The sequence below is a fragment of the Mesorhizobium sp. WSM4830 genome (assembly GCF_055811495.1).
Window position 1 is genome coordinate 1 of the sequence record NZ_JBVVQI010000100.1, and the last position, 707, is coordinate 707.

At 61.5% G+C, this 707-nt stretch carries 1 protein-coding gene; it reads right to left on the minus strand.

Annotated elements, in window-relative coordinates; translation table 11 throughout:
- Nucleotides 1–54: 54 nt before the first annotated feature.
- A partial coding sequence (locus tag AC0L2Y_RS34520; protein ID WP_473562328.1) for an IS5 family transposase occupies nucleotides 55–707 on the minus strand: 653 nt, incomplete at its 5' end.

A 707-nucleotide genomic window follows, 5' to 3' on the forward strand; every position in this document is an offset into this window, starting at 1 on the left:
GGCGTTGGTGCATGGGTCCGGACTTGAGCGGATGTCGATCTTTGAAGCGGCAGACTATGCCGTGGCCGCCTTGCGGCGGGCGGATTTCGGGCGTGCGCAGGCAAGCATGCGGTTGAGGACGGCGCAGCCGATGGCGACTTCGGTCTTCTGAACGGGAAGCGACCGTGCCCGCAAACGCCGCCCGATGGTGGACTTGTATCGCCCTATGGCGGTCTCGACCAGCGAGCGTTTGCCATAACCGTTGGAGACCTGCCATTTCATCCGGCCGTCTCTGCCGATTGCGGCGATATGCTGGTCCCTTTGGCCGGGAGGTCTATCGTCGAATGGTTCGACCGCATTGGCACGAGGCGGAATGACGATTGCGGCGGCAGCGCTATGATCGATGACTGCGTCGTAAGTCGGTTTTTCGTCATAGGCGTCGTCAGCAGTAAACTGTCCGATCGGACCGCCAATCTGGTCGAGTAGTGGCTCAACCTGAGAGACATCGCCAGTGTCCTGATCAGTCAGGGTATGGGCAATGATCTCGCCGCTGTCGGCATCCAGTGCCAGATGCAGCTTGCGCCAACTGCGACGGGATCTGGCGCCGTGCTTCTCCTCCAGCCACTGACCCGCGCCGTAGACCTGCAGGCCGGTGCTGTCGACAAGAACATGCACTGGTCCCTCCGGCGGAACCTGGCGATCATGCCGTTTGTTGGGCGATTGCCATG